This is a genomic window from Halobaculum rarum (assembly GCF_040025155.1).
Lineage (GTDB): Archaea > Halobacteriota > Halobacteria > Halobacteriales > Haloferacaceae > Halobaculum > Halobaculum rarum.
Window position 1 is genome coordinate 1,645,865 of sequence record NZ_CP157275.1, and the last position, 25,759, is coordinate 1,671,623.

26 protein-coding genes are annotated in these 25,759 nt (G+C 70.1%); 17 read left to right on the top strand and 9 right to left on the bottom strand.

From position 1 onward, the window contains the following. Positions 1-95: 95 nt before the first annotated feature. Positions 96-1,226: a 60S ribosomal export protein NMD3 gene (locus ABJD39_RS08595; RefSeq protein WP_348607134.1), complete on the top strand. Its 1,131-nt coding sequence runs from the start codon at positions 96-98 to the stop codon at positions 1,224-1,226. A 12-nt stretch (positions 1,227-1,238) separates the two neighbouring features. Here the strand turns inward: ABJD39_RS08595 and ABJD39_RS08600 are convergent, their stop codons facing one another. The 3 genes from ABJD39_RS08600 to ABJD39_RS08610 all read right to left on the bottom strand — a co-directional run bounded on the left by ABJD39_RS08600 (position 1,239) and on the right by ABJD39_RS08610 (position 3,809). Continuing rightward, complete coding sequence (locus tag ABJD39_RS08600; RefSeq protein WP_348607136.1) at positions 1,239-1,424, bottom strand: hypothetical protein; 186 nt, start codon at positions 1,422-1,424, stop codon at positions 1,239-1,241. 132 nt (positions 1,425-1,556) lie between these two features. Further along, positions 1,557-3,482, bottom strand: coding sequence for an ATP-dependent DNA helicase (locus tag ABJD39_RS08605; RefSeq protein WP_348607139.1), 1,926 nt, complete (start codon positions 3,480-3,482; stop codon positions 1,557-1,559). Positions 3,483-3,587: 105 nt separating this feature from the next. Continuing rightward, complete coding sequence (locus ABJD39_RS08610) at positions 3,588-3,809, bottom strand: DUF7561 family protein (RefSeq protein ID WP_348607142.1); 222 nt, start codon at positions 3,807-3,809, stop codon at positions 3,588-3,590. A gap of 144 nt (positions 3,810-3,953) precedes the next feature. On the opposite strand from ABJD39_RS08610, the gene ABJD39_RS08615 reads away from it, so the two are divergent. Continuing rightward, positions 3,954-4,832, top strand: a complete 879-nt coding sequence (locus tag ABJD39_RS08615; protein ID WP_348607145.1) for a YkgJ family cysteine cluster protein — start codon at positions 3,954-3,956, stop codon at positions 4,830-4,832. A gap of 84 nt (positions 4,833-4,916) precedes the next feature. Here ABJD39_RS08615 and ABJD39_RS08620 read toward each other — a convergent pair whose 3' ends face one another. Beyond that, the gene (locus tag ABJD39_RS08620; RefSeq protein ID WP_348607147.1) at positions 4,917-5,087 is read right to left on the bottom strand and encodes a DUF5786 family protein; all 171 of its coding nucleotides are present in this window, start codon (positions 5,085-5,087) and stop codon (positions 4,917-4,919) included. 125 nt (positions 5,088-5,212) lie between these two features. Here ABJD39_RS08620 and ABJD39_RS08625 point away from each other — a divergent pair, with 125 nt between their 5' ends. Further along, positions 5,213-6,253 carry a DUF5784 family protein gene (locus ABJD39_RS08625; RefSeq protein ID WP_348607149.1) on the top strand — a complete coding sequence of 347 codons (1,041 nt, stop codon included), beginning with the start codon at positions 5,213-5,215 and terminating at the stop codon, positions 6,251-6,253. Between the two features lie 115 nt (positions 6,254-6,368). Here ABJD39_RS08625 and ABJD39_RS08630 read toward each other — a convergent pair whose 3' ends face one another. Next, entirely contained in the window at positions 6,369-6,653 is a 285-nt protein-coding gene (locus tag ABJD39_RS08630; RefSeq protein ID WP_348607152.1) for a DUF5789 family protein, read from the bottom strand. Between the two features lie 204 nt (positions 6,654-6,857). On the opposite strand from ABJD39_RS08630, the gene ABJD39_RS08635 reads away from it, so the two are divergent. Beyond that, complete coding sequence (locus ABJD39_RS08635; protein WP_431357840.1) at positions 6,858-7,664, top strand: PHP domain-containing protein; 807 nt, start codon at positions 6,858-6,860, stop codon at positions 7,662-7,664. Positions 7,665-7,689: 25 nt separating this feature from the next. Next, the gene (locus ABJD39_RS08640) at positions 7,690-7,863 is read left to right on the top strand and encodes a DUF6757 family protein (protein WP_348607154.1); all 174 of its coding nucleotides are present in this window, start codon (positions 7,690-7,692) and stop codon (positions 7,861-7,863) included. A gap of 38 nt (positions 7,864-7,901) precedes the next feature. On the opposite strand, the gene ABJD39_RS08645 is transcribed toward ABJD39_RS08640, so the two are convergent. Beyond that, on the bottom strand, positions 7,902-8,399 hold the full coding sequence (locus ABJD39_RS08645) for a DedA family protein (protein WP_431357877.1): 498 nt from the start codon (positions 8,397-8,399) through the stop codon (positions 7,902-7,904). A gap of 174 nt (positions 8,400-8,573) precedes the next feature. Here ABJD39_RS08645 and hemB point away from each other — a divergent pair, with 174 nt between their 5' ends. The 3 genes from hemB (at position 8,574) to ABJD39_RS08660 (ending at position 11,374) form a co-directional block, all read left to right on the top strand. Continuing rightward, positions 8,574-9,554: a porphobilinogen synthase gene (gene hemB / locus ABJD39_RS08650; RefSeq protein WP_348607160.1), complete on the top strand. Its 981-nt coding sequence runs from the start codon at positions 8,574-8,576 to the stop codon at positions 9,552-9,554. A gap of 365 nt (positions 9,555-9,919) precedes the next feature. Further along, positions 9,920-10,981: a hypothetical protein gene (locus tag ABJD39_RS08655; protein WP_348607162.1), complete on the top strand. Its 1,062-nt coding sequence runs from the start codon at positions 9,920-9,922 to the stop codon at positions 10,979-10,981. Between the two features lie 27 nt (positions 10,982-11,008). Next, a complete protein-coding gene (locus tag ABJD39_RS08660; protein ID WP_348607165.1) occupies positions 11,009-11,374 on the top strand; it encodes a DUF5518 domain-containing protein in 366 nt (121 codons plus the stop codon). A 9-nt stretch (positions 11,375-11,383) separates the two neighbouring features. On the opposite strand, the gene ABJD39_RS08665 is transcribed toward ABJD39_RS08660, so the two are convergent. Further along, positions 11,384-11,884 (bottom strand): DUF367 family protein, encoded by a 501-nt coding sequence (locus ABJD39_RS08665; protein ID WP_348607167.1) that lies wholly within the window; start codon positions 11,882-11,884, stop codon positions 11,384-11,386. A 133-nt stretch (positions 11,885-12,017) separates the two neighbouring features. Here ABJD39_RS08665 and ABJD39_RS08670 point away from each other — a divergent pair, with 133 nt between their 5' ends. Continuing rightward, entirely contained in the window at positions 12,018-12,446 is a 429-nt protein-coding gene (locus tag ABJD39_RS08670) for a nuclear transport factor 2 family protein (protein WP_348607170.1), read from the top strand. Between the two features lie 57 nt (positions 12,447-12,503). On the opposite strand, the gene serS is transcribed toward ABJD39_RS08670, so the two are convergent. Further along, a complete protein-coding gene (serS, locus tag ABJD39_RS08675) occupies positions 12,504-13,883 on the bottom strand; it encodes a serine--tRNA ligase (protein ID WP_348607172.1) in 1,380 nt (459 codons plus the stop codon). A gap of 397 nt (positions 13,884-14,280) precedes the next feature. After that, on the bottom strand, positions 14,281-15,414 hold the full coding sequence (locus ABJD39_RS08680; protein ID WP_348607175.1) for a thiolase family protein: 1,134 nt from the start codon (positions 15,412-15,414) through the stop codon (positions 14,281-14,283). 147 nt (positions 15,415-15,561) lie between these two features. On the opposite strand from ABJD39_RS08680, the gene ABJD39_RS08685 reads away from it, so the two are divergent. The 8 genes from ABJD39_RS08685 to ABJD39_RS08720 all read left to right on the top strand — a co-directional run bounded on the left by ABJD39_RS08685 (position 15,562) and on the right by ABJD39_RS08720 (position 25,503). Further along, positions 15,562-16,941, top strand: a complete 1,380-nt coding sequence (locus tag ABJD39_RS08685; protein ID WP_348607178.1) for an ATP-binding protein — start codon at positions 15,562-15,564, stop codon at positions 16,939-16,941. A 172-nt stretch (positions 16,942-17,113) separates the two neighbouring features. Beyond that, positions 17,114-17,938, top strand: coding sequence for an MBL fold metallo-hydrolase (locus tag ABJD39_RS08690; RefSeq protein ID WP_348607181.1), 825 nt, complete (start codon positions 17,114-17,116; stop codon positions 17,936-17,938). 84 nt (positions 17,939-18,022) lie between these two features. Beyond that, positions 18,023-19,624 (top strand): CARDB domain-containing protein, encoded by a 1,602-nt coding sequence (locus tag ABJD39_RS08695; RefSeq protein WP_348607184.1) that lies wholly within the window; start codon positions 18,023-18,025, stop codon positions 19,622-19,624. Between the two features lie 149 nt (positions 19,625-19,773). Then, a complete protein-coding gene (locus ABJD39_RS08700; RefSeq protein ID WP_431357878.1) occupies positions 19,774-20,481 on the top strand; it encodes an ABC transporter ATP-binding protein in 708 nt (235 codons plus the stop codon). Next, positions 20,474-21,658, top strand: coding sequence for an ABC transporter permease (locus tag ABJD39_RS08705; RefSeq protein ID WP_348607187.1), 1,185 nt, complete (start codon positions 20,474-20,476; stop codon positions 21,656-21,658). Before ABJD39_RS08700 ends, ABJD39_RS08705 begins: the two co-directional genes overlap by 8 nt. Before the next feature lie 96 nt (positions 21,659-21,754). Then, positions 21,755-23,131, top strand: coding sequence for a PQQ-dependent sugar dehydrogenase (locus ABJD39_RS08710; RefSeq protein WP_348607190.1), 1,377 nt, complete (start codon positions 21,755-21,757; stop codon positions 23,129-23,131). Further along, positions 23,128-24,567 carry an aryl-sulfate sulfotransferase gene (locus ABJD39_RS08715; protein ID WP_348607193.1) on the top strand — a complete coding sequence of 480 codons (1,440 nt, stop codon included), beginning with the start codon at positions 23,128-23,130 and terminating at the stop codon, positions 24,565-24,567. The genes ABJD39_RS08710 and ABJD39_RS08715 overlap by 4 nt, the downstream gene beginning before the upstream one ends. Positions 24,568-24,663: 96 nt before the next feature. After that, entirely contained in the window at positions 24,664-25,503 is an 840-nt protein-coding gene (locus ABJD39_RS08720) for an ABC transporter permease subunit (protein WP_348607196.1), read from the top strand. Positions 25,504-25,759 lie beyond the last annotated feature (256 nt).

Here is a 25,759-nt window from a genome sequence, read left to right on the forward strand (position 1 = left end):
TCGGTCGGGAGGTCGCCCGGACGTGTCGCGCCCGCGACGGCGACCCGGTCCGCCAGTCGCGCCGCTTAACCGGCTCTGTCGACAACTGGGGGGTAATGAGTGAGACACGCGACACGCGGGACTTCTGCCCGCGCTGCGGCGACTCGGTGCTGGAGCGCGAGGAGCCGCTCCCGGGCGAGCCGCGCGAACGCGACCGCGTGCTCTGTGACGCCTGCTACTTCGAGGACTTCGAGTTGGTCGACGCGCCCGACCGCGTCGAGGTGACCGTCTGCTCACACTGCGGCGCGGTCCACCGCGGTAACCGCTGGGTCGACGTCGGCGCGCGCGACTACACCGACGTCGCCGTCGACGAGGTGTCGGAGGCGCTGGCGGTCCACCTGAACGCCGAGCAGATCCAGTGGGGCGTCGACCCCGAGCAGGTCGATCGGAACACGATCCGGATGCACTGCACGTTCGCGGGGGTCGTCCGCGGAACCCACGTCGAGGAGGAGGTCGTCGTCCCGGTGAAGATCAGCCGCGGCACCTGCGACCGCTGCGGACGCATCTCCGGGGGCAGCTACGCCGCGGAGGTACAGATCCGCGGTCGGGACCGCGTTCCGGACCCCGAAGAGCAGTCGACGGCCGTCGAGATCGCCGAGTCGCTCGTCGCCGAGCGCGAGGCCGACGGCGACCGCGACTCGTTCGTCACTGAGGTGATCGATCAGTCCGAGGGCAAGGACGTGAAGCTCTCGACGAACAAGCTCGGGAAGGCCGTCGCGACCCAGATCACCGAGGAGTTGGGCGGGAGCTACTCGGAGGCGCCGACGCTCGTTACCGAGGACGGCGACGGCAACGAGGTGTACCGCGTCACCTTCGCGGTCCGCCTCCCGAAGTTCCGCCCCGGCGACGTGATCGATCTCGACGACGGCGAGGGACCGGTGCTCGTGCGCTCGGTCCAGGGGAACCTCAAGGGCGTGCGCATGGCGACGGGCGAGCCGTACGAGGCTCGCTTCGAGGAGGGCGAGACTCCCGACGCCGAGAAGATCGGCGAGGCGGACGACGCCGTCGAGGCGACCGTCGTCACCGTCGAGGACGACAACGCGGTACAGGTGCTCGACCCGGAGACGTACGAGGCGGTGACGGTCGCGCGTCCATCGAGCGTCGACGAGGACGCCGCGACCATCGAGGCGGTGAAAACCGACGCTGGGCTGTTCGTGGTTCCGTCGGAGTCGAACGCGGCGAAATAGCGAATCGAGTTCTCAGTCGGCGTTGACGTGGGAGGGACCGCCCGGACCGGCGACCGGGCCGCCCGTCGGGATGCCGCGTTTCGCACACAGATCGTCGAAGCGGTCGAGGTCGACGCCCGCCTTGCGGGCGGCCTGCGTTCTGGTGAGCGTTCCGGCCTTGAACAGCGTCAGGGCGGTGTCGACACCGTGGATCGTCATGGAACCTGCTACTCCAAGGGAATACATAATCCTTCGTGAGATAATATATCATAATATCCTTTGCGACGTGCGGCTTTCCGACTACGTAGTATAAGGACGTACTCAGAATCCGCCGGTTCTCGAATGGGGGGACTACTCTCCCCACACGTCCGACAGCGGGTGGTCCGCCATCGGGTCGTCCTCGTCACCCTCGTCGGCGTCGCCCCCCGTAGTTCCCGATGATCGCGTCGAGCCGGATCTCGACGAGGACCCACGCGATCCGCCGGATCCACCGGACCCACCGCTGAATCCCTTCGACGTGCTCGATCCGCCGCCGGTTCGGTTCGACCCGCCGGCCGCGCTCGATCGGCCGCGACCGACGCCGTGACCGGCGCCCGAACTCGGGCCGGGGTCGGCGTCCATCCCGGCCATCGCGGCGTCTGGGTCGAATTCGGGCAGATCGGGGGTCGACATCCGGTCGATCTGGTCGCGAAACCACGGCGGCGTGTCGGCCTCGGCGCGCTCGAAGAGATCCAGCAGGCTCGAGTCCGCGAGGTACGTCGCCCCGTGATCGTCGGGCGCGCGGACGACTCGACCGCACGCCTGGATGACGGTGCGGAGCGCGGCGCGGTGGTACCACGGCCACTGGCCGTCCTCCAGTCTTGCGGCGACGCGTGAGTCGCCGGTGTTGAGGTACGGCGCCTTGCACAGCACCTGCCAGCGACAGAGGTCGCCGTGGAGGTCCAGCGCCTCCTCCATCTTCACGGAGACGAACACCTCGGGGTCGTCGCTGGCTTTCCACGCCTCCAGTTGCGCGTCGCGGTCGTCGCTGTCGTGGCGGCGGACGCGCGCGGCGACGCCGAACTGGTCGAACCGTTCGGCGAGTTGCCGCGCGATGGCGTAGCTGTGGGCGTGGATCAACCCCTTCTCCTCGGGGTGGCGCACCATCAGGCGCAGACACAGCCGCGCGACCTTCGGGAGCGTCTCGTCGCGGTGTTCGTACGTCATCTTCCCCTGCGTCACGTCGTACAGGGGGCGATTCTCGACGGGGAAGGTGTGCTCCACGTCGACGAGCGCGACCTCGTCGGGGTCGAGGCCGACGCCTCGGCAGAACGACTCCTTGCTGAGGATGGTCGCCGAGAGCAGGGCGAAGCGGTTGCCGCGGTCCCAGACGGTGTGTTTGAGGTACTTCTCGGGGTCCAGCGGCTTGATCGTCAACGCGCCGCCCTCGCCGTCGGGCTGGTCGACGACCCACGTCGTCGCCGACTGCGTGTCGCGGTAGTCCTCGAGGAACCACTTCAACTCCGAGATCAGCTCCTGGAGGCGGTCGCGCCGCGCGGCCTCCTCGGGGCTCAGGTCGCCCTGCCGGAGTAGTTCGTCCTTCTCGTCCGAGCAGACGCCGAGCAGGGCCTTCGCGAACCGTGCGGTGCGTTCGAGCGGCCCGACCTCGTCGTTGTGGACATCCGGCACGCCCACCTCGTCCCAGACGGGGACGGTCCCCGGCGACAGCTCGATGGTCGCGTACATCTCCGCCCACTCCGCGAGGCCGTGCGCCTCGTCGACGACGACCACGTCGCGCTTCCGAAAGACGTCCGAGCCGGCGGTCTGCATGAAGTACGCCAGCGTCATCGCGGCGATGGGGCGGTTCGAGGCGATCGCGCGGTCGGAGTAGTACGGGCAGCGGTGCTGCACCGAGCAGTCGTAGCCGCGCTGGCGGGCACACGGGGCGCGGTTGACCGGCGTGTCCTCCTCGCCGGGGAGGATACAGGTGTAGTTGGACTTCCCCCGGATCACGTTCAGGTCGTCGAGGAGATCGTCCTCCGCCACGTCGTCCAGCTGGGACACCTGCGGCGTCGTGTAGTACGCGCCCGTCGCCTCCGAGGGACTCGCCTCCTCGACGCTCCGCGCGGCGCCCGCGATGGACCGCGCGAGCAACGACTTCCCGCTGCCGGTCGGGGCGCGCACGAGAACGACACGGTTGCCGGCGGCGAACGCGTCCGTGATGTCCGACAGCGCCCGCTCTTGGGCGCCGCGGAAGGAGGGCGCGGGGAACTCGGAGGCGATCCTATCGGGGTCCACGGTCTCGTCAGACCGAATCGGCGGCCGGCGGGTAAGCGTATCGGATGGTGGTATCGTGGCGATCCGGTGCCGGTCGCGACCCGGGTGACCCGCGGGCGCGGACGGTCACTCGTCGTCGTCCTTCGGAAGTGCCTCGACGTGCGCGCGAGTTACCTCCTCGTCGTCCGGCAGCGCCTCGATACAGTCGTAACACAGGAAGTACTCGGAGCCGTCCGCCAACTCCAGCGTCAGGCCGTCGGTGCTCCCGGTCTCGAACGACCAGAGGTCCCCGATCCCCCCGCCGAGACGGACGCGCCGGTCGCAGCCGTCACAGCGCTGTTTGCTCATATCCTCCGCTCGGAGGGCCGCGACGATAAGCCCCCGGCTCCGGCGTCGTTCCCCCAGATCCTTGCGACCCGTCCGCGGCCACGTCGCCGGCGTGACCGGCCGGGGACAGCTTCTTGCTCGGAGGCGCCGTCGCCTAGCGTTGACATGGAGGTGAACTGCGAGGGCTGCGCCGGCTGCTGTCTCGACTGGCGGCCGCTCGGCGCGCCCGACGACCGCGAGCGCGAGGGCCGCTACCGCGCGCTCGACGAGACGTACCACCTCGTTCCGCTCTCGCGCGACGAGATCCGAGAGTTCGTCGATTCGGGGCTCGGCGACGCGCTCGTCCCGCGGCTGTTCGCGGCCGAGGGCGACCGGACGGCGACGATCGACGGACACGAGGTCGCCGCGATCGGCGGTCGCCCCGCCTTCCTCGTCGGCATCCGTAAAGTCCCGAAACCCGTCGCCCCGTTCGACGGCGATCGCGTCTGGCTCGACACGTGCGCCTTTCTCGATCCGGACTCCCTGAAGTGTCGGATCCACGGCACCGACCGCTATCCCGACCGCTGTCGAACGTACCCCGGGCACAACCTCGAACTCGACGCCGAGACGGAGTGCGAGCGCGTCGAACGGGTCCACGGCGACGCGGGCGAGCGCCTCGTCGACGACGTGGTTCCCGAGGACCTCCCGCCGCCGCCGCTGGGCCGGGGAGCCCTCGGCTCGACGGTGTTCCTCCACCACGACCCCGACACGCTCGCCGACTCGGGGGCGGTCGATCGGCTCGTCGGCGGCGCGGCGACGCCCGCCGACCGCGCGACGTTCGTCGCCGCCGCCGCGGCGTCGGCGCCGGGGACGGCCGCGGTGAACGCCGACCGCTACGAGCGGGCCCGTGAGGGGGTGCTCGCGGCTGACTCGTGGGTCGGCGCGGCCGCGGCCGACTGGGGTGCCGCCGCCGGCGACCCCGGCGACGCCGTCGCCGACGCCCCCGATCCGACCCGGGTGGAGGTCGACCGCGGCGCACCCGAGACGACCGACTGGAACGAGTGAGCGCCAGCGTCGCCGGCGACGCTGACCGTCGCTGGCGGTCGGATCGCGCGGAGAAGTCGGTGCGGCAGACGGCCGCCGGAAGCGTTAGTCGTCTTTGATCGTCTTGAACTGATCGAGGAGTGCCTCCGCCGACTCGCCGGAGTCGTAAGTGACTCTGCCGCGGTACTCGCTTCGCTCCTCGGCGAAGTCACCGTCGACACGCGTCTTCGCTTCGCGGCGTTCGTGTTCGTCCTCGTCATAGGCACCCATTGACATGGTACGACATCACATAGCAAATTCTCTGTAATATATGTATCGGTTGTACACGAGTTGCGGCACTCCGATCGGGTGGGCGTCCTCGCGAGCGGTGGGTTCAAACCGGCCGGCGGTCGATATCGGGTGTGGCACGTCCCTTACGGTTCAGATACGCGCCCGGTTCGTGGTCGGCGTCCCGGGTCCGCGACGACCTCTACCGACCGCTCGACTCCAACCTCGGGGCGACCGAGCGCGACCCGTGGTTCGCGCCGCCGGCCGGCTACGAGGGCCGGCGCTTCGACATGGACGACGGGAGCCTCGCGCTGTTCTGCTGGACGGACGACGGCGAGGGACCGGCGGGCGTCGGCGGCGGTCCCGGCGCCTACTGGCTGGGGAACACGGAGACACCGTCGTCGCTGTGGCGCACCGAGAAGTACGCGCTCGCGGACGTGCCGTTTCCTGTAACCCGGTGGGCCGAACGCGAGCTGACGGCCGTCCTCTACGAGGAGGAGCCGTGGCTCGAGGACTTCCCGCACCTCGCGTGGTACTTCCTCCCGGTGTTGTGTTCGAAAGACGGCGCGGAGACGACGCGGGAGTTCTTCCGCGAGCACGCGGCGGGGTTTCCGGACGCCGACCGGTTCGACGCGCTCGGCTTCTACGAGCAGTTCCTCGCGACGGGCGTGCTCGACGACGACCGCGAGGAGATGGCGAGCAAGCTCGGCACCAGCGAGTACATGGACCTCACCCGGATGATCGCGACGATGGGCGAGTTCGACGTGGCGCGCCTGCTGGTGAACGCCGGCTACGACATCCAGCCGGAGATCGAGGTGTCGACCGACCACGTCATCGACTTCCGCGCGACCCGCGGGGACGGTCGCCCGACGCTCGTGGAGGTAACCCGACCGGTCGCGCCGAACAAGCGCTCGGCGGGAACGCCCTCCGCGGCCGTGCGCGACACCGTCCAGACGAAGACGAGCGGGCAGCTGGAAGCACACGGCGGCGGCGTCACGCTGTTCGTCGACTGCTCGACGTTCCCCGACGACGACTGGTTCGCCGTGCGCGGGGAACGGCCCGAGGTGGGCCACCGTCCAGCGGTCGTGTTCCGCTCGCGCCCGGACGGGTCGACGGAGGCGTACAGCAAGGGGCGCGTCCCGTTGGAACTGGACGCGGCGCTGGAGTGGGTCTGACGCGACGTTCTCGCAGAAGGTGTGGCCCCGGAGTACGGGTGACTGAGCCGGCCCGGAGCCGGCGGCATGGCAGCGATCAGCGTCGCGGCGGTGGCGGGCCGCCGCGGGGATCCGATCAGAACGAGATCTGGTCCGGTCCGTCCTCGCCGACCGCCGGCGCGTCGCGGTCGCTGTAGAAGCGCCGGCCGACGGCCTCGTGCCCGACGCCGCCGCGGAGGGTCATCCACACGTCGTCGGCGGAGTGGAACGTCTCCGAGCCCAGACGGCCGAGTACCGCGCCGATCGTCTCGCTCCCGTCCTGCAGTTCGATACGGGTGTCGCCGTACGCGTCGATGAGTTCGCCGCTCGTCGCGGGGTACTCGTGGGCGGATAGCTCGTCTTCCGTGCCGTTCAGGCGCATCAACTGGTCGGACGCGAGCCGAGTATGTAACGATTGTCCATGTACGACCTTCGTGAGAACGGTAGAGTATAACGTATTATAATGTCCTTTCATTGCGCGGTCGCCGCCGTCAACGGAGCCGTCGCCGCCGGCGTCGCCGCGGCCACTGTCACGATGCGTGGCCGACCGGAACGGCCTTGCGCGCCGCCCACCTGCGATCCGGCAATGGTAGTCGCGGACCTCCACGCGCACACGACCGTCTCCGACGGGACGTTCACGCTCGACACGCTGATCTCGACGGCGCGAACGGCCGGACTCGACGCGGTCGCCGTCACCGATCACGACCGGATCCATCCGGAACTCGACGCGCCCGTCGTCGACCGCGACGGCCTGACGGTCGTCCGTGGCATCGAACTGCGGGTCGACACCGGCTCCGAGGGCGAGCGCGTCGACCTGCTCGGATACGGCGTCGGCGACGATCCGGACCTGCGCGCCGAATGCGACCGCCTGCAGGCGGATCGTCGCGAGCGCGGTCGGCGGATCGTCGAGCGCGTCGAGGAGCGCATCGGCGTCGACCTGGGCGTCGAGCCACGCGCCGGTCTCGGGCGGCCGCACATCGCCCGCGCGATCGACGAGAGTGAGTCCGACTACGACTACGAGGGCGCCTTCAGAGACCTCATCGGCAACGACGGCCCCTGTTACGTTCCCCGGGCGGTCACGCCGGTCGAGCGCGGCGTCGACCTCCTCCGGGACGCCTGCGCCGTCGTCGGGCTGGCGCATCCGTTCCGCTACGACGATCCGGCGGCAGCGTTCGACCACTGCGTCGAGCACGATCTCGACGCGGTCGAACGGTTCTACCCGTACGCCGACGCGGTCGACGACGACCCGGAGGCGGTCGAGGCGCTGGCGCGCGAGCACGACCTGCTGTTGACGGGCGGGACGGACGCCCACGGCGAGGAGCTCGCGGTCGACGGGCTCGACGCCGCCCACTGGACCGCGGTGCGCGAGCGCCTGCCGGAGGCGCGGGGTTAAGTACGAGCGAGCCCCTCGATCGGGTATGCAGTGTCACTACTGCGATCGGAATGCGGCGTACGGCGCCGAGCGCGGCGGCGTCACGGTCGGCCTGTGCGAGTCGCACTTCCGCGACCGCGTCGAGGAACTCACCGAGAGCGAGGGCCTCGAGGCCCTCCGAGAGCAGGTCGACGTGACACAGACCGACCGGGAGTCCTGAGACGAAACGGCGGTCGATCCCCGCGACTCGTTCCTTCCTTACCACAGTAGGTCGACGCCGAACACGTACAGCCCGGCCAGCGCGGACTCGAAGATTAGGGTGCCGAGCGCCGACAGCACGACGAACCGCCGACGGTCCATCTCCGCCAACCCCGCGGGGACGGTGAGCATTCCGCGGGTGAACAACAGCGCGTTCGAGACGGGCACGACGACCGGACCCCAGCGATCGAACCAGCCGTCGAAGCGGTCGAGGCTGTCCTCGCTCACGCGGAACCACCGCTTCTGGAGGAGCCACTCGCGCCCGCCACGCTGGGCGAGCGTGAACAGCGCGACCTGCCCGACGGTCGCGCCCAGTACGGCGATCCCGATCACCGCGACGACGGTCTCCGGGGAGTGGCCGAAGAGGATGAGCGAGCCGGGGACGATCAGCTCGCTCGGCATGAAGTACATCAGCATCGCGCCCTCCAGCACGAAGACGGCGAACAGCGCGAGGTAGGCGTACTCCGAGGCCAGCATCGACTCCAACCACGGGGGCATCGCGCCGACCTGGAGGGGCGAGAGCGTCACGAACCTCGCTTGCCCGGCTCCCGATATAGGGCTTGTGTGATTCGGCGATCGCCGAGAATCTCTCACGGCGCTCGACACCGGCTCCTCGCCGCGTCGACGGCCGCGAGCGTCGGCTTTACCTCCCACGCGGGCCGACGCTCACGTATGTTCCCAACCGACCGTCCGCGGCGACTGCGAACGGACGGCGTCCGACCGCTCGTCTCCGAGACGGACCTCTCGGCGTCCGATCTCATCGCGCCGGTGTTCGTCGACGCGACGACCGACGAGCGCGTCGCCATCGAGTCGATGCCCGGCCACGACCGTGTGCCCGTGAGCGAGGCGGTCGACCGCGTCGAGGAGGTGCTGGCGACGGGCGTGGAGGCGGTGATGGTGTTCGGCATCCCCGAGTCGAAGGACGACACGGGATCGCGGGCGTACGCCGAGGACGGCGTCGTCCAGCGCGCCGTCCGCGATATCGCCGCGGAGACGGACGCATACGTGATCACCGACGTGTGCCTCTGTGAGTACACCGAGCACGGCCACTGCGGCGTGCTGGAGGCGAACGCGGCAGACGATCCGACGCTCACCGTCCGCAACGACGAGACGCTCGACCTGCTCGAGAGGACGGCCGTCTCGCACGCCGAGGCCGGCGCCGACATGGTCGCGCCGTCCTCGATGACCGACGGGATGGTCGGCGCCATCCGCGAGGCGCTCGACGACGCGGGCTTCACCGAGGTGCCGATCATGAGCTACGCGGTCAAATACGAGTCGGCCTTTTACGGGCCGTTCCGCGACGCCGCCGACGGCGCGCCCGCCTTCGGCGACCGGCGGCACTACCAGATGGACCCCGCCAATCGCCGCGAGGCGCTCCGGGAGGCCCGCCTCGACGTGGAGGAGGGCGCGGACGTGCTGATGGTGAAACCCGGCCTGCCGTACCTCGACATCGTTCGCGACGTGCGAGAGAACGTCGACCTCCCGGTCGCCGCATACAACGTCTCCGGCGAGTACGCGATGTTGCACGCCGCCGCCGACCGTGGGTGGCTCGATCTGGAGGAGACGGCCCACGAGTCCCTCCTCTCGATGAAGCGCGCCGGCGCGGACCTGATCCTCACCTACTTCGCGGAGGACGTGGCCGAGTCGCTCTGAGTCGGGAACCGAACCGTTTCGACGATCCTCGACACCCCGCCGCGGCACGGGGGGTGTCCGTGACGCGATGGACTTGAAGAACCGCCGCGGCGACGACGCTCGACAGGGGATCGGGTGGGACTGAAAGAGGCCGTCCGCTCGCGGGAGACTCCGACGCAAGCACCGCACGGTGAGCGACCGGAGGGAGCGAACCGAGGAGCACAGCGAGGGCTCGACCGCGAGCGGACGGGGGCTTTCGCGGTCGTCAACATCGTCGTCTCCGAGGTGCTGTTTCCGATGCTGTTCCGACCGTTGGTCACGACCCCGAATCGAACCGATCGCGAGAACACGAACCCTTAACCCGGAAACCGACGCATCCACCCACAATGCACCGCCCGGCGGTTCCCGACGCCTACATCGAGGAGGTCGCCGAGCGCACCGACTTCGCCGTCGACGACGTGCGGATCGGTCTGCGCGTCCTTCACGACGCGATCCAAGACCGCGTCGTCGAGCAGTACCGCCGCGCCCGCGACGACTCGACGCCGAACCACCTGCTGATCGACGACGCCGACGCCGCGTGGTTCGCGTTCGCCTTCGCCGACCTCCGGTCGGAACTCGAGGCCGCCGGCTACGAGATGGACGCGGACCTGCTCGCGGCGGTCGCCGCCGTCAACATGACCGTCTTCCAGGAGGTCCACGACCGGACCGTCTCGTTCCCCCGCGATCTGGCGGACGCCGGCGACACGCCGTTCTTCTACCCCGTCTACGTCGAGAAGCCCGATTGGTGGCGCGAGGCCGAGACGCGCACGCTGCGCTCGCTGATCGGCCTGCTGGAGTCCGGGTCGTCGCCGGCGGCCGCCCTGGACGCGTGGGCCGTCGACGCCGCTGGCGTCGACCCCGACGACTGGGCGGCGGTTCGCGGCGTCGACCCCGATCGCGTCCGGGCGAACGCCGCCGCCGCGCCCGATCCGGCGCCGGAGGCGGCAGACGGGCTCCGGGCGGAGGCGCGCGAGGGCGTTCCCGACGGGCCGTACGATCCCGGGACGGACCGCCTGTTCGTGCCGACGACCGACCAACTGGCGGCCGCGCGGGAGGCGAGCGACGGCGACGAGGGCCGGACGGACGACGCGGAAGCGGTCGAACCGTCCGGCGAGACCGACGGCGACGCGGCCGGAGACGACACCGACGACTCGGATCCCGGCGGCGACACCGCTACCTCGGACCCGGACCGGCTCGCGGAGATCGACCCCGACGATCTGCTCTCGGGCGACATCGAGGCCGCCGACCTCCCGGAGTACGCCGTTCAGGGCACCGACGATACGGATCCCGACGTGGACGACGACGGTCGGTTCATCGACGGCGCGGACGCCTTCGACCGCGGCGCCGACCGCATCGGCGGGGATCGCAACGACGACCGCGACCGGGCGACCGATGCCGACGACAGGTAGATATCGTCGTCGCGCGTACGTCGGGACATGACAGACTGGCGTGCGGTCGCGTGGGGGGCGGCGGTGTTCCTCGTGATCGCGGCGTTCGGCACGGCCATCCCGATCGTCGGCCAACTCGGCGCCGGGCTCGTCGGCGGCGCCGTCGCGGGATACCTCGCCGGCGGCGGCCTCGGCAGCGGTGCGTACCACGGCCTGCTCGCGGGGTCGGCGACGGGGATCGCCTACACGCTGTTGTTCGCGCTGCTCGGGGGCGTGCTCGGACTCGCGGGGGGCGGTCCGTTCGGCGGGCTCGTCGGCGGCGTGGGGATACTCGTCCTCGGGGTCGTGATCACCGTCGTGTTCGCGCTCGAATCCGCCGTCGCAGGCGCTATCGGGGCCGTGCTGGCCGAGTAGTTTCCGGCCTCACCGATCGAGATACTCCTGCTGAATCGCGACGACCTCCGCCGAGTCGTCGCACTCGCTGTACCGGCGGAGCGGCTCCTCGTTGAGTTCGAGGAACGTCTCTCCCCAGGTGAACTTCGCGAGCACCTGGTTCGCCTGCTCCACTTCGCCGAGGATGTGGAGAGCGGCCGCGAACGCCTCGACGGTGGTGAGTTGCATCGGTCGGCCGAAGTTCACCGGGTTGGCGGCGACCAAGTACGGGAGCGCGCGGTGCTCGCCCGGCAGCGAGAACATCGCCTCCCCGGCGGACTCCCACGAGCAGTCGAGCGCGACGAGCGTCTCCCCGTCCCCCACCTCCCGGTCGGCGGGCGAGAGCGCGCGCTCGGCGTGCGGGTTGAGCACGATCCCGTACGGCGTCGCCGCGTCCGAGCGGTGCAGCTCCGCGAGGTCGAAGCGCGCGAGCTTCCGCGCCGTGCACTTGTCGGGGTCGTCGTCGCCCTCGTACCGGACGTGCAGGTCCACACCGTATCGGAGTCCGCGCGACCGAATAAGCGCCCCGGAGCGGCGGCGATAGTGTGACCCGCCGCGCCGACGGGTCGACGCTGGGACCCCGCCGGCCGACCGATTCAAGCCCGTCGGCGCCCGCCTGTGAGGCGTGTCACACGAGGCGACCGCCCGGGCGTACTACAGCGCCATCGACGCGGCGGACTACGACGCGCTCGCGGACCTGCTCGCGCCCAAGTTCGTCCACGAACGCCCCGACCGGACGCTGTCGGGACGGGAGGCGTTCGTCCGATTCATGCGCGAGGAGCGCCCGCGGACGGACACGGAACACCGGATCGGCGCGGTGTACGCCGAGTCCGGTGCGGGCGACGACATCCCGGGGGAGGGCTTGGACGACGCAGGCGGCGGCGATCCTGACGGCGACGCGGCTGGGGATGCGGTCGTCGACGAGGTCGCGGTCCGCGGGCGACTCCTCGGCGACGACGGGGAGGAACTGTTCGGCTTCGTCGACGTGTTTCGGTTCGCGAGCGACGGCAATGCGGACGCGGCTATCGATCACCTCACGACGTACACAAACTGAGAAGCGGGGTCGCGGACGACGATCCGGCGGCTCCGGTGCCGGTCGGCGGCCGGCCGACTACTCCTTCTCGCCGGCGCCGACGGCACTCTCGCCGACCTTCTCGCTGCCCTCGATGACCTCCCTGCCGCCCATGTACGGCTGGAGCGGTTCGGGCACGTCGACGGTGCCGTCGTCGTTCTGGTAGTACTCCAGGATCGCGACGACGACGCGCGGGACGGCGACGCCCGAGCCGTTGAGCGTGTGGAGGTACTCCGCGCTCTCGTGGCGCTCGGGGCGGAACCGCAGGCCGGCGCGCCGCGCTTGGAAGTCGCGGAAGTTCGACACCGACGAGACCTCCAGCCAGCGGCCGCCCTGCTCGGGGCCGTCGTCCATGTCGTCGCCGGGCGCCCACACCTCGATGTCGTACTTCTTGGCCTGCGTGAACCCCAGATCGCCGGTGCACATCTCCAGAATGCGGTACGGGAGCCCCAGACGCTTGAGCACCTCCTCGGCCTCCTCGACGAGGCGCTCGAAGCGCTCCTCGCTCTCCTCGGGGCGCACGAAGTTCACCATCTCCACCTTGTTGAACTGGTGGACGCGGACGATCCCGCGCGTCTCGGTGCCGTGTTCGCCCGCTTCCCGGCGGAAGTTCGGCGAGTACGCCTGGTGTTTGATCGGGAGGTCGTCGTCCAGCAGGATCTCGTCGCGGTACATGTTCGTCACCGGAACCTCCGCCGTCGGCAGGAGCCAGAGGTCGTCGTCCTCGATCTCGTCGGCGTTCTCGTCGCCGACGCGGTAGGCGTCCTCGACGAACTTCGGGAACTGGCCGGTTCCCTCCATCGACTTCGAGTTCACGGGGATGGGCGGGAACACGTCGGTGTACCCCTGCTCGCGGTGGACCTCGAGGAAGAACTGGATCAGCGCGTGCTCCAGCATCGCGCCCTCGCCCTTCGCGAAGTAGAAGCCGCCGCCCGACACCTTCGCCCCGCGGTCGAAGTCGAGGATGTCCAGGTCCTCGCCCAGATCGTAGTGGGGGATCACCTCCTCGGGGAGGTCGCGGAGGTCGCCGAATCCCTCACGCCGGCGCTCGACGTTCTCAGACTCCTCGGCGCCGACGGGCACGTCGTCGTCGGGCATCTGCGGCACGTGGAGCATCGCCTCGTGCAGTTCTTCCTCCAACTCGTCGGCGCGCTCCTCGATCTCCTGGAGTTCGGCCTTGAGGTCCTGGCTCCTGTCGATCGCGCCCTGGGCCTCCTCGTCGTTGCCCTCCTGTTTGAGTCGGCCGATCTTCGACGAGACCTCGTTGCGCTCGTGGCGCAGCGTGTCGCCGCGTCCCTTCAGGTCGCGCCACTCCTCGTCGAGTTCGAGAATTCGGTCGAGGTCGACGTCGACCCCCTTGTTCTCGATCCCCTCGCGAACCTCCTCGGGGTGCTCGCGGAGGTACTGCCTCGAGATCATTGTCTGTCGGTTCCGGTGGTTCCGCCTAAACCGTGTCGGGTCCGTGTGAGGACATCTCGGTGTCGGGCCGCAGTGAGACGATCCGGTACTGAAAAGCGGACAACCGAAAAACAGCGTTATCGACCGCCGGCGCCGGAGACCCGCCTACGACGCGGCACGGCGGGCACGCTTGGCTCGATTGACCGACGACTCGTGGTTCATCTCCGCGCGGTGTTCGTTCCACGACCGATACGGGACGGGCGTTGCGCCGACCGGGATCCTCGGGTTCTCGATCACGACTGGTTCCTCACGGGTCCGAACGCGCGCCGAGGAGATATCGATTGGTATCAAATGACATATCAATGCAGCCGGTTGCGACGGGCGCTGTCGTTCGTCGGCCGCGGCGTCGCGAGCCGGCTTATCGACTGAACTCGATCGCCGCGCCCTGTCCGAAGCCGACACACAGCGACGCCAGCCCGCGGTCCACATCGCGCTTGATCATCTCGTGGATCAGCGTCACCGGCAGGCGCGCGCCCGAGGCTCCCAGCGGGTGCCCCAGCGCGATCGCGCCGCCGTTCACGTTGTAGATGTCCTCGTCGATACCGAGTTCGCGCCGGGCGTACTCACACTGGGAGGCGAACGCCTCGTTCACCTCGACCAGCCCGTAGTCGTCGATGTCGGAACCGGCGCGCTCCAGCAGGCCCCGCGTGGCCGGGACCGGGCCGATACCCATGACGGTCGGGTCGACACCCGCGACGTTGTTCGTACCGACCTCCGCGAGCACGTCTAACCCGTGTTCGTCGGCGAACTCCTTCGAGCAAACCAGCGTCGCCGCCGCGCCGTCGGTGAGCTGCGAGGAGTTGCCCGCGGTGACGCTACCGTCGCCGGTAAACGCCGGCGGCAACTCCGCGAGGGTTTCCGCGTCCGTGTCCGGCCGGATCCCCTCGTCCTCCGCCACTACGCCGTCGTCGGTCTCGACGGGAACGATCTCGTCATCGAAGCGACCGGTCTCGGTCGCTTCCGCGGCGCGGTGGTGCGAGCGCGCGGCGAACTCGTCTTGCGCCTCGCGGGACACCTCGTACTCCTCGGCGACCTTCTCGGCGGTCATCCCCATCTGGAGCTGGAAGATGTTATACTGCTCCGAGAGTTCGGGATGGAGGTGCTGGTAGGAGTCGCCGTCCATCGGCACCCGGCTCATGTTCTCGACGCCGCCGGCGATGATGCACTCGCGGTTGCCCGCGGCGACGGCGTCCGACGCGGAGATGATCGCCTGCATCGAAGAGGCGCACCAGCGGTTGATGCTCGTCGCGGGTGTCCCCTCACCGAGTTCCGAGAGGAGTGCGATGACGCGGGCGACGTTGTTGTCCTGCTCGCCGCGCTGCTGGGCGACCCCCCACATGAGGTCGTCCACGTCGTCGGCCCCGAGCCCGTGTTCCTCGAGGATGTGGTCGATGAGCGTGACGGAGAGGTCCTCGGTGCGCGTGTCCGCGAAGACGCCGTCCTGCTTCCCGAACGGGGTCCGGTACGCGGCCGCGATGACAGGTGTTGCCATGGGACTGTCTCGGCGGTCCTGCCTGATAAATCCGGGAGAACTGACGGGACGTGGTCGGCGGTTGTTCCCGTCTCGTGTGTGCGTCTCTCATGCAGCGTGTCCGGCTCTTCGACGCGCTTAACAGCCTCCGCGGGCAAGCCATTGGGGATGAGTGACCCGGCAGAGGACGTGGTCGAGCTTCTCGTGACCGTCCACCGGTACAACGAGGACCGCGACCTCGACGCCGACGACCTACCGCCGCGGTACCGCCGCGTCTTCTGGAGCGAATCCCCGGAGGACGAGGAGGGGCCGGGCGGCGTGGAGCGCCCGCTCCACGTGACTGAATCGACCGCAAAGACTGCTACCGGAGTCGAGCGCCCGTGGGAGGCGATCTCGGACCTGCTGTTCACCCAGCGCAAGGAGTTCTCGGGGGAGGTGTCGCTCTCGCAGCCCGAGATGGCCGTCGACTGGCTCCTCGACCGGATCGACGACGAAAACCTCCGCGATAACCCCGTGCTCGCGGCGATCGTCGGCGACCCCGACGTCGACCACGACGCCGAGTTCTCGGTGACCCACGAGGAGGCCCGCGATGAGAACCGCCCCGTCCGCGCCGACCGCGTGTGGATCGACGCCCTCCTCGGCGAGTACTTCGACGAGGAGGAGGACGCCGAGATGCTCGATCTCGTCACGGTGAAAGCGCCCGAGGAGATCGAGATGACGCTGCAGGACCTCGTGCTCACGACCGACCAGGAAGGCGAGATCCACAAGCTGATGAAGGCCATCGAGCACCGCCAGTACCTCGCCGACATCGGCCTGCGCGAGATCGGCAAGCTCCTGTTCGTCGGCCCGCCGGGAACGGGGAAGACGACCGCCGCTCGTGCGCTCGCACACGAGTTGGGCCTCCCGTTCGTCGAGGTGAAGCTGTCGATGGTGACGAGCCAGTACCTCGGCGAGACCGCCAAGAACGTCGAGAAGACGTTCGAGGTCGCCAAGCGACTCGCGCCGTGTATCCTCTTCATCGACGAGTTCGACTCCGTCGCCAAGACGCGCAAGTCCGACGAGCACGCCGCGCTCAAGCGCGCCGTCAACACGCTGCTCAAGAGCATCGACGACATCTCGCTGGTGCGCGACGAGGTGCTGCTCATCTCGGCGACGAACCACCCCGATCAGCTCGATGCCGCCGCCTGGCGCCGCTTCGACGAGATCGTCAACTTCCCCAAGCCCGACCGCCAGATGCGCTCGGACATCCTCCGGATCATCACCCGGCGGATGGAGATCGCGAGCTTCGACCCCGACGAGGTCGCCGACCGGACCGAGGGGCTCACCGGGAGCGACCTCCGACTCGTGCTCCGGGAAGCAGTGCTCGAGGCGCTCACCGACGACCGCATGGAGATCACCCAGGAGGACATCATGGACGCAGTCCAGGACTTCGAGGAGCGTGACAACCTCAAGAACATGGACATGATCGACGGCGAGGGCGCCGAGGTCGTCGGCGACGGCGGCGCCGGCCACGACCACTCCGACCACGACCACGATCACGACCACTGACGGCGCTCACGAGCCGCTTCGTTCTCCGTTCGCCGTTCGCATCGAGGCCTCGCTGCCGCTCGGCCTCGCACCTACTCACGGGTCGCTGCGCTCCCCGTTCGCTTGCGCGGTCGAGCGGAGCGAGACCGCGCACCCGACACCGCTTAGTCTCCCCTCCACGATCCTCCGATAGATGCGCGTCACCCTCCTCGGCACGGGCGACACCACCGGCACGCCCACCGTCGGCTGCGACTGCGACACCTGTGAGGAGGCCCGCGATCGCGGGGTCGAGCGCTCGCGCTTCTCGGTCCACGTCGAGAACGAACGCACCGGCGAGTCGCTGCTGATCGACTGCTCGCCGGACTTCCGCCAGCAGTTTCTCACCCACAACGTGGCGCTGCCGGACGCCGCGATCGTCTCGCACATCCACTTCGACCACCTCGACGGGCTCGGCAACGCCTACCGGCTGTTCGACGACCTCCCGGTGTACGCCGCCGACGAGGTCGACCCCGTCACCGGCGAGTCGGTCGCCGACACGATCCGCTCGAAGTACGACTACCTCGACCGCGTCACCGTCGAGGACGTGACGCCGTTCGATTCGGTCCGCGTGTGCGGCCTCGACGTGACGCTGGTTCCCGTCGATCATCCGCCGCTCGTCTGCTACGGGCTGTGCGTCGAGGACCCCGAGACGGGCGCGAAGCTGTCGCTGTCGGGCGACACGAGCTACGACGTGCCCGCCGACTCGCGGGCGGCGCTTTCGGACCCGGACCTCCTGCTCGCGGACGGCATCGTCCCGGCGGCGTTCTGCGAGTACCACCCGATGGGCGGGAAGGACGAGGGCCCCGACGGCACGCCGTACACCTTCGGCACGAAGCACATGACCCGTGAGGGGGCGCTGGCGCTGGCGGACGATCTCGACGCGGCGGAGACGCGGCTGGTCCACCTCGCGCACTACTACCCGCCCGAGGAGGCGTTCGCGGAACCGCTGGCGGTCGACGGCGAGACGTACGACCTGTGAAATCGAGGCGCCGCCCTGCCGCCGCGTTCGGCTCGCTCCGGCCCGGCGAAGGTATTTGCTGCTCCGACCCCTAACCGGGCTACCTTGAGCGACCGTTCAACCGGAGCGGCCGCGGTCGTCGCCGCCGCGCTCCTCGCCACCTCGGTGCTCGCCCCGTTCGTCGGCGTCGCCGGCGCGGTGCCGGACGCCCGCGTCGCGGTGACCGACGCGACCGTCACGCCCGCCACTCCGACCGCCGGGGCGCCCGTCACCGTCGAGGCGACGGTCCGCCTCTCGGGCGGCAGCGCCTCCGCCGCCGATCTGGACCGCGTCCGCGTCGTCGACGCGAACGGCACGACCCTCGGCGAGGCGACCGACCTCGGGACGCTCTCGCCCGGCGAGACGATCACGGTTCCCGTCACGCTCGTCGTCGACGACCCCGGCGCCTACGACCTCTCGGTCGTCGCGACGGTCTCCGACACCGACGACGAGACGGCGACCGCGAGCCGTCCGCTCTCGCTGGTCGTCGAACAGGGGGCGCCGCTCGTGGAACTCGACGCTCCCGACGCCGTCGCCGGCGCCGACTCGCCCGTCGAGGTGACGCTGTCGAACCCGACGACCGCCGCCCTCCGCGACCTCACCGTCACCGTCGTCGACCCCACCGACGGCGAGCGCGTCCGCCGCACTGCGGCGACGCTCGCGGCGGGAGCCAGCCAGCCCCTAAACTTCTCCGTCCGCCCCGACGAGGCGGGCGAACAGTCGTTCCGGGTCCGCGTCGACTACACGACCGCCGCGGGGACTCGGACCGCCGTGACCCACGAGCGTGCCGTGTCCGTGTCGGCCCTCTCGGCCGACGTGGGTGTTCGCGTCGCTCGCGCCGGCGCCGAGGGCGACGGGGCCACGGACGCCGGCGGCGGCGCGGGCGGGCTCGCCGGCCTCATCGGTGGCGGCACGGGCGGCGAGGCGCTGCAACCGTCGACCGGCGACGGGGGAGCGAGCGACCGCTCCCGTGTCGACGTGACGGTGACGAACTTCGGAAACGCGGCGATCGAGCGCGTCGTACTCGTCCCGCGTGGAGCCAACGGCACCGTCGTCGACGAACTCGGCCGCGTCGCCGTCGCCGACGCCCTCGCGCCCGGCGAGTCGGCGACCGTCACCGTCGATCTCTCGTCCGTCGACGCCGCCGGCGACCTCCGGTTCGTCGCCGCGTACGACCTGGCCGGCGAGCGCCGCGAGGCGGCCGCACGCTACGACTTCCGGCCGGAACGCGGCGCCGTCGAACTGACCGGCCTGAACGTCAGCGTCGGCGACGACGGCCACGTCACCATCGGGGGCAACCTCGGCAACGTCGGCGACGGGGAGATAACGGGCGTCGTTGTCGGCGCCGCGGACGGCGAGTTCTCCCGCCCGGCGTACCCGCAGCGGAGCTACTTCGTCGGGAGCGTCGGCGCCAGCGAGTTCGCTCCCTTCACCGTGACCGCGAGCGTCGACGCCGCGAACACCTCGACCGTCCCCGTCGCAGTGGCGTACACCGCCGGCAACGACCGTGCCACCGCGGTGGTCGAGGTGCCGCTCCCTGCGGACCGGTCGTCATCGACGGGCTTGTTCGGCGCGTTCGGCGCCCTCGACCCCGCCGGCGGGCTCCTGCTCGCGATCGGGTTCGTGATCCCGCTGGCGATCGGGTTCGCCGTCAGCAGGTACGTATGAACGACGACGTGAACACTGAGGCCGCCGGTCGGTCCGTGAACGCCGACGCCGCCGGCCGCTCCGCGAACGCCGTCGACGCATCCTCTGGAGACGGCTCCCGGTCGCCGTTCGGCATCGCGGCCGACGCCACCGGAACCCCGGCGGCCCGGATCCCCCGCGAGACCGACGTCGACGCCGCGGTCGCGGACGACGCGACCCCCTCGCTTCGCCTCGTCGACGTGACGAAGCGCTACGAGGGCGGCGGCGGCACCGTGACCGCCCTGTCGAACGTGGACTTCGCGGTCGACGCCGGCGAGGTCGTCGCCGTCGTCGGCCCCTCCGGATCGGGGAAATCGACGATGCTGAACCTCCTTGGCCTGCTCGACGACCCCACTGCGGGTCGTGTCGAACTCCACGGCACGCCGGTCGCGGGTCGCTCGGAGCGCGAGCGCACCGACGTGCGTCGCGAGACGATCGGGTTCGTCTTTCAGGACTTTCACCTCATCCCGACGCTGTCGGCCGTCGAGAACGTCCGTCTCCCGACGGCGTTCCTCCCGGCGGATCACACCGACCGCGCGGTCGACCTGCTCGAACGCGTCGGCCTCGGCGACCGCCTGGATCACACACCCGACGAGCTGTCCGGCGGGCAAAAACAGCGCGTCGCCATCGCGCGCTCGCTGATCAACGAGCCCGACGTGCTGCTCGCGGACGAACCGACCGGCAACCTCGACCGCGACACCGGCGTCTCGGTGCTCGAGGAGATCCGCGAGATCGCCGCCGGCGGCGTCGGCGTCGTCGCCGTCACCCACGACGACCTCGTGACCGGCTACGCCGACCGAACGGTCGAACTCGTCGACGGGGTGCTCGACGATGCGTGACCGGACTCGGCGGCTCGCGCGGCTCGTTCCGGCCACAGCGATCACACGACTCGGCCGTCGCTTCCCGGCGGTCTCGCTCGCGCTCCGAAACCTCTCGCGCCAGCGCCTCCGCGCGGGGCTGGCCGCGCTGGGTATCGTCATCGGCGTGTTCGCGGTCGTCGCGCTGGGGATGCTCGGCACCGCGCTCCAGACGGCCGCGACCGAGGAACTCGGCGGGCTCGGCGATCAGGTGATCGTCAGTCCGGCCGCCGAGTCCGGCGAGGAGACGCTCGACAGCCGAGACCTCGTGGCCGTCGAGCGCGCCGCCGCCGGCCGCGGGACGGTGATCCCGCTGAAGTCGACCGGGGGGACCGTCAGCGGGGGTGGGAGCCGGACGGTCGCGCAGGTGTACGGGACGACGAACCCCCGGCCGCTGTTCGGCGACGCGCCGGGCGTGCCCGACTACCACCGGCAGGGCGCGCTCGTCGGCGCCGACGTCGCCGGGGCGCTCGACCTCCGCGTCGGGTCGCAGATCACGATCGAGTCGAACACCTACCGCGTCGTCGCGGTGCTCCCCCCGCAGTCGAGCATCACGCCCCTGCGGGCCGACTCGGCGGTCGTCCTCCCGCCCGACGAGTTCGTCACCGACGGGTTCTCGCAGGTGGTCGTGCAGGCCGATTCCGGGGGCGACGCCGACGCCGTCGCCCGCGATGTTCGCGAGCGACTCAACGCTCGCGAGCGGCGCGTCTCGGTGTTCTCGCTGACGAGCGTGCTCGACCAGATCACGGAGTTCTTCGCGCTGCTCAACGGCTTCCTTCTCGCCGTGGCGGGCGTCTCGCTCGTCGTCGCCGGCGTGTCCATCTTCAACGTCATGCTGATGACCGTCTCCGAGCGACGCGGAGAGATCGGCGTCCTGCGCGCCGTCGGGATCCACCGCGATCAGGTGTTGCGGACGCTACTCGTGGAGGCGACGCTGCTCGGCGTCGGCGGCGGCGTCGTCGGGGTCCTGCTCGGCACCGCCGGCGTCGTCCTCGTCGCGCTCAACACGGACCTCCCGCTCGATGCGGTGCTCGTCCCGACGAACGCGCTGGTTGCGCTGGGCGCGTTCGCCTTCGGCGCGACGGTCGCGCTCGTCGGCGGGCTGTATCCCGCGTACCGCGCGGCGTGGGAACCGCCGGTCGAATCGCTCCGCGGGTAGGACGCCGGAGCCGCCCGGCTCGCCGACCACTCGTCACCGACCCGCGACCGTGGAAATACCCGAAGACACTTGCGGACGTGTTCGCTTCCCACGCACATGTCGAACGATTGGTCCCGCCGCCGAACGCTCGCCGTCGCGGGCGCGGCGCTGCTGGCCGGCTGTAGCGGCTCGCCGCCCTCCGGCTCGTCCGACGGAGACGGGAACGGCTCCGCCGCGGCGACGACTGCGACGACCCCGACGCCGGAGCCGACGCCCGTTCCCGAACCCGACGCGTCGTTCACGCCGAGCGAGTGGAGCGCCCCGACCGACGCGCCGACGAGCGACGTGGAGCGGACGGTCCTCGTGGAGAACTTGGAGGTCCCCTGGGACGTCTCGGTCGCGGCCAACGGCGACCTGTTCGTCACCGAGCGCGTCGGCCGCGTCAGCCGCGTCGCCGGCGGCGACCTCGATACGGTGTTCGCTCCCGAGGACGCCATCGACGCCGGGTCGATCGCCGCCGAGCCGCAAGAACAGCAGTGGTGGGTCGACGGCGGCGAGGGCGGCACTCTCGGCGTCGCGGTTCACCCCGACTACCCGGACGTGGAGGTGCTGTACGTCTACTACACCGCCAGCGTCGGGGAGGACGAGCGGGTCAACCGCGTCTCGCGGTTCGACCTCTCGGCCGACGACCCCGCCGCGACCGAGCGCGTCGTCGTCGGCGACATGGCCGCGAACAACTTCCACAACGGCGGCCGGATCGCCTTCGGGCCTCGGGGATACCTGTGGATCACCACCGGCGACGCCGGCGAGGAGGCGATGGCGGCCGACCCCGGGGAACTCCCCGGGTCGGTGCTGCGCGTCACTGTCAACGGCGAGCCCGCCCCCGACAACCCGGACATCCCGGGCGGCGACCCACGCGTGTTCACGTACGGTCACCGAAACCCGCAGGGACTCGTCTGGCTCCCCGACGGCACGCCAGTCGCCACCGAGCACGGCCCCGCCGGCCGCGACGAGGTCAACCGGCTGGTCCCGGGTGGCTTCTATGGCTGGCCGGACGTCAGGACCGCCGACGAGTACCGCGGGCTGCCCGAGGACAGCGACGTGCGGCGCCCGCTCGCCAACACTGGCGGGAGCACGTGGGCGCCGACCGGGGCGCTGTGGTACACGGGCGAGGCCGTCCCCTCCTGGGGCAACCGGCTGATCATCGGCGGGTTGGGGAGCCAACAGCTGATCGTCGTCACGCTGTCGCCCCCAGAGACGGAGCTGCCCCCGCTGGGCGAGCGGGGCCGCCGATTCGACGCCGACTGGCTCGACGACGCGTACACCGCCACCGCTCACCCGATGCTGACGGACGAACTCGGCCGGATCCGCCACGTCGAGCAGGGCGTCGACGGCGAGCTGTACGCGATCACGTCGAACCGCGACGGGCGCTCCAGCGAGGAGTTCCCCAAGGAGAACCACGACGTGCTCGTGAAGCTGGAGGTGAGCGAATGAGCCGCCGCCGAACCGGCGGTCTCGCGCTCCTCGCGGCGCTCGCGCTCGTGCTCGCCGCCGTCGCCCCCGCCGTCGGGGCGGCGGCCGCCGGCGGACCCGACGTACCGGCCGCCCAGTCGGACGGACTGAACCCCTGCGTCGGCACGATCGACGAGGAGCGCCGCCCGGACACGACGACGCTCGTGTCGATCCAGGGCGCGCGCGCCGGCGACAAGACCGCCGCGCTGCTGGTCGGCTTCGCGCCGAACGGCTCGGTTCACGGCGTCCACAACGACACCGCCGACGGCCGCTGGTGGTCCTACGACGTGGACCCGCTCCCGAACGGCGAGCTGCTGATGGCGACCACGCAGGACCGCCACACGGTGATCGAGCGGATCGACCCGGCGACCGGCGAGACCACCTCGACGACCGACCTGGAGAACGTCGAGGACGCCCACGACGTGGACTACCTCGGCGACGGCGAGTTCGTCACCGTCGACAAGGGCGACGAGCGCAACCGCGTGGTGATCTTCGACGACTCGGGCGAGATCGTCTGGCAGTGGCGCTTCGACGAGCACACCGACCGCTTCCCCGAGGACGGCGGGGGTCCGTACGGCAAGGACTGGACCCACGTCAACGACGTGGACCCGATCGGCAACGACACGCTGCTCGTCTCCGTCCGCAACTTCGATCAGGTGATCGCCATCGACCGCGACACCAAGGAGATCGAGTGGACGCTCGGCGAGGACGACGACTACGGCATCCTGAACGAGCAGCACAACCCCGACTTCATCGAGGGCGAGGACGGCCGCACGACCGTCATCGTCGCCGACTCCGAGAACGACCGCGTCGTCGAGTACAGCCGGACCGCCGACGACGAGTGGGAGCGCACGTGGTCGCTCTCGGGCGGCGGCCTCCACGAGCCGCGCGACGCGGACCGGCTCCCCAACGGCAACACGCTCGTCACCGACCGCCGCGGTCACCGCGTGCTGGAGGTCACTCCGCGCGGCGAGGTCGTCTGGGAGGTGTACACCCCGTGGCAGCCGTACGACGCCGAGCGCGTCGGCACCGACCCCGGCTCCGAGGGCCCGACGATGCGTCAGGTCGGCGCCGAGGGCGACCGGACGATGACCGGCGGAACGATCTTCGACACCGAGGAGATCGAGTCGTGTTACGCGCACCTCACCGGCGTCGAGCGCGACCGGCTCGTCCCCGAGGACGAGCTGTGGGGCGACGGCGGCGAGCTGGGCGACGCCGCGACGGCGACGCCCGGGGACGGCGGCGCTGAGGGCGGTTCGGGCGACGGCGATGCGGACGACGGCACCGACCGTGTGTGGACGACGGTTCCGGACGAGTCGACCGTCGAGACGCCCGGGTTCGGCGTCCCGGCGGCGGTCGCCGGCCTCGTCGCGGCCGCCGCGCTCGCGGTGGCGCTCGTGGCGCGGCGCCGCGAGTAGCGTCGTCGGATCGACCGGTCGGGCGGAATTCGCATCGATATCTCGGACTGACTTCGTATCATCAGTTCAATACTCCTGGACGACGATAGGGGGCGCATGTCCCTCCACGCCGTCGTCCGCAAGGACTTCACGGACTCGATCCGCTCGTTCTCGCTGGTGTCGACCACGCTGGTGTTCGTCGTTTTCGCCGCGTTCCTCGCCGCTATCCAGTGGGTTCCCGAGCTGTACCGGGGGAGCGCCGTCGACCCGAACACGCTGGCCCTGTTGAACAGTATGCGCCAGCCGACGGTGTTCATGGTCCCGCTGATCGGGCTGCTGCTCGCGTACGATACCCTCGCGGGCGAACGCGAGGACGGCAGTCTCCGGCTCCTCCTCGGTCTCCCGAACTCCAGGCGTCACGCCGTCCTCGGGAAGTTCCTCGGCCGGACCGGCGTGATCGCCGTCGCGATCTGCGTCGGCTACGCGGTCGCGGGCGCCATCGCGGCGGCGACGTACGAGTCGTTCGACGCGCGGGTGTTCGCGCTGTACACGCTCCTCACGGTCGCGTACGGCGCGGTGTACGTCGCGCTCGCGACGGGGTTCTCCGCGGCGATGAACTCGCGGATCCGGGCGTTGTCGGGCGCCGGCGGCCTGTACGCGCTGTTCATTCTCGGGTGGGACGTGCTGTTGCTGGCGCTGCAGTTGGTGATCTACGGCAACGAGATCCCGGAGGCGGGGCTCCCCGACTGGTTCAAGTTCCTCGGGCTGGCGAATCCGTCGACGGCGTTCATGCACGCCGTGCGTGCGGTGATCCCGGAGTATCGGGCGATCACCTTCTACCCTGTGGGGAGCGCGTGGTACCTCGCCGACTGGATGGGCTTCGTCGTGCTGGCGGCGTGGGCGATCGTTCCGCTCGTCGTCGGCTACTACCGCTTCGAGCGCGCCGACATCGACTGATACGGCCGATGCGCCCACGCGGACCGGTCGACGGTCAGTTGTGACTATCGGAATCACACTCCTTGTGCAGCGTTCGAACGGCTGGTATACGCCGGATGAAGGGTGATCAAGCAGTGACTCAGTTAATCACAACAAGACTAAATGCACTGCACCACTCGTTCCTCGTGGCGCAGGGTGGCAGTTCTGGTCCCAACCTCGCTGCCACCCCGTGCCGATGACTTCCCGAGCGAGATCAGACCTGTTACTCTACTCCTCA

Coding starts and splice junctions, on each gene's coding strand:
- ABJD39_RS08600 (WP_348607136.1), bottom strand. CDS start 1,424: ATGACGATCCACGGTGTCGACACCGCCCTGACGCTGTTCAAGGCCGGA.
- serS (WP_348607172.1), bottom strand. CDS start 13,883: ATGATCTCGAGGCAGTACCTCCGCGAGCACCCCGAGGAGGTTCGCGAG.
- ABJD39_RS08630 (WP_348607152.1), bottom strand. CDS start 6,653: ATGCGCCTGAACGGCACGGAAGACGAGCTATCCGCCCACGAGTACCCC.
- ABJD39_RS08690 (WP_348607181.1), top strand. CDS start 17,114: ATGCGCGTCACCCTCCTCGGCACGGGCGACACCACCGGCACGCCCACC.
- ABJD39_RS08710 (WP_348607190.1), top strand. CDS start 21,755: ATGTCGAACGATTGGTCCCGCCGCCGAACGCTCGCCGTCGCGGGCGCG.
- ABJD39_RS08620 (WP_348607147.1), bottom strand. CDS start 5,087: ATGTCAATGGGTGCCTATGACGAGGACGAACACGAACGCCGCGAAGCG.
- ABJD39_RS08645 (WP_431357877.1), bottom strand. CDS start 8,399: ATGCCCCCGTGGTTGGAGTCGATGCTGGCCTCGGAGTACGCCTACCTC.
- ABJD39_RS08720 (WP_348607196.1), top strand. CDS start 24,664: ATGTCCCTCCACGCCGTCGTCCGCAAGGACTTCACGGACTCGATCCGC.
- ABJD39_RS08610 (WP_348607142.1), bottom strand. CDS start 3,809: ATGAGCAAACAGCGCTGTGACGGCTGCGACCGGCGCGTCCGTCTCGGC.
- ABJD39_RS08685 (WP_348607178.1), top strand. CDS start 15,562: ATGAGTGACCCGGCAGAGGACGTGGTCGAGCTTCTCGTGACCGTCCAC.
- hemB (WP_348607160.1), top strand. CDS start 8,574: ATGTTCCCAACCGACCGTCCGCGGCGACTGCGAACGGACGGCGTCCGA.
- ABJD39_RS08635 (WP_431357840.1), top strand. CDS start 6,858: ATGGTAGTCGCGGACCTCCACGCGCACACGACCGTCTCCGACGGGACG.
- ABJD39_RS08595 (WP_348607134.1), top strand. CDS start 96: ATGAGTGAGACACGCGACACGCGGGACTTCTGCCCGCGCTGCGGCGAC.
- ABJD39_RS08660 (WP_348607165.1), top strand. CDS start 11,009: ATGACAGACTGGCGTGCGGTCGCGTGGGGGGCGGCGGTGTTCCTCGTG.
- ABJD39_RS08715 (WP_348607193.1), top strand. CDS start 23,128: ATGAGCCGCCGCCGAACCGGCGGTCTCGCGCTCCTCGCGGCGCTCGCG.
- ABJD39_RS08655 (WP_348607162.1), top strand. CDS start 9,920: ATGCACCGCCCGGCGGTTCCCGACGCCTACATCGAGGAGGTCGCCGAG.
- ABJD39_RS08640 (WP_348607154.1), top strand. CDS start 7,690: ATGCAGTGTCACTACTGCGATCGGAATGCGGCGTACGGCGCCGAGCGC.
- ABJD39_RS08705 (WP_348607187.1), top strand. CDS start 20,474: ATGCGTGACCGGACTCGGCGGCTCGCGCGGCTCGTTCCGGCCACAGCG.
- ABJD39_RS08680 (WP_348607175.1), bottom strand. CDS start 15,414: ATGGCAACACCTGTCATCGCGGCCGCGTACCGGACCCCGTTCGGGAAG.
- ABJD39_RS08615 (WP_348607145.1), top strand. CDS start 3,954: ATGGAGGTGAACTGCGAGGGCTGCGCCGGCTGCTGTCTCGACTGGCGG.